We start from the raw sequence: 951 nt of genomic DNA on the forward strand, positions 1-951 counted from the left end.
CAAGGCGGATTCTGTGATTGTGAGGTACTCTCTAATGTTGTTGATTAATAGAGCTTGTTGAACTAACGGGTGCTTTACTTCAATAAGAAGTAGATCCTTTTTTACTAACGACGCAGTTTAGTTTAAGTACACAGTAAGGAAAAGAGGATAAAAAATGAAAGTAGAATTTCAAAGTCGTAAGCAGGTACAGGGATTAATTATGGTATAACAGGCAATAGGGGGTTCGAAATGAAAAAAACAATATTAATATTAATATTGTTTTTTCTATTATTATCAGTAGTTTTAATCGCTTGTAAAAATGAAAGCCAAGGGTCCCAAAAGAAGGAAGATGAAAGTCAAGTATCTAAACAAGAAAATACTCAAAAAACACAGACTGAAAAAGTTGCTCTTGAAAACGAACAAAAACTTCTTCCAGTTTTTGTGAGTGTTGCTTCTCCTTCTATATCCCTTTTATCTTCTGATGGGGATGTAGTATTCCTGTCATTTGACCATTCCTATGGAGAAGTATGTTGGAATAACTGTGATGAATTCATTCATTACAATTATCCTACTATCCATAGTGGAGATGTTGAAGTTGGTAATCAACTTCAAATTGATTGGAGTTCGTTAAAACCGCAACCAACAGAAATTCATTTAATACACGTAGATAATAGCGATGAATACGATTCAAAAGAAGTGAGTAGAAAACAAAAGTCTCCTGAAAATACACCGTTAACAATTACAGTTGATGAAGAAATGATTGGAAATCAATATGCTTTCGAATTCATATGGAAAGATGGAGAAGTAGTTGAGGGAAGAAGCATAATGAATTTTAAACTTGAGTAGTGGATTTATCAAAAAGTCTTCTTGCACTAACGGTGTGCTTTAATCAAATAGAGGCTGGGACAAAACTAGCTTCTAATATTGGAAAAAGAGAAATTGAGCTCACTCAATTTCTCTTTTTCCTTATTT

At 33.1% G+C, this 951-nt stretch carries 1 protein-coding gene; it reads left to right on the plus strand.

Annotated elements, in window-relative coordinates:
* Positions 1 to 228 precede the first annotated feature (228 nt).
* Positions 229 to 825, plus strand: coding sequence for a hypothetical protein (locus tag HF876_RS18710; RefSeq protein ID WP_169361558.1), 597 nt, complete (start codon positions 229 to 231; stop codon positions 823 to 825).
* The last annotated feature ends 126 nt before the right edge of the window (positions 826 to 951 follow it).

The organism is Psychrobacillus sp. BL-248-WT-3, from assembly GCF_012843435.1.
Taxonomy (GTDB): Bacteria; Bacillota; Bacilli; order Bacillales_A; family Planococcaceae; genus Psychrobacillus.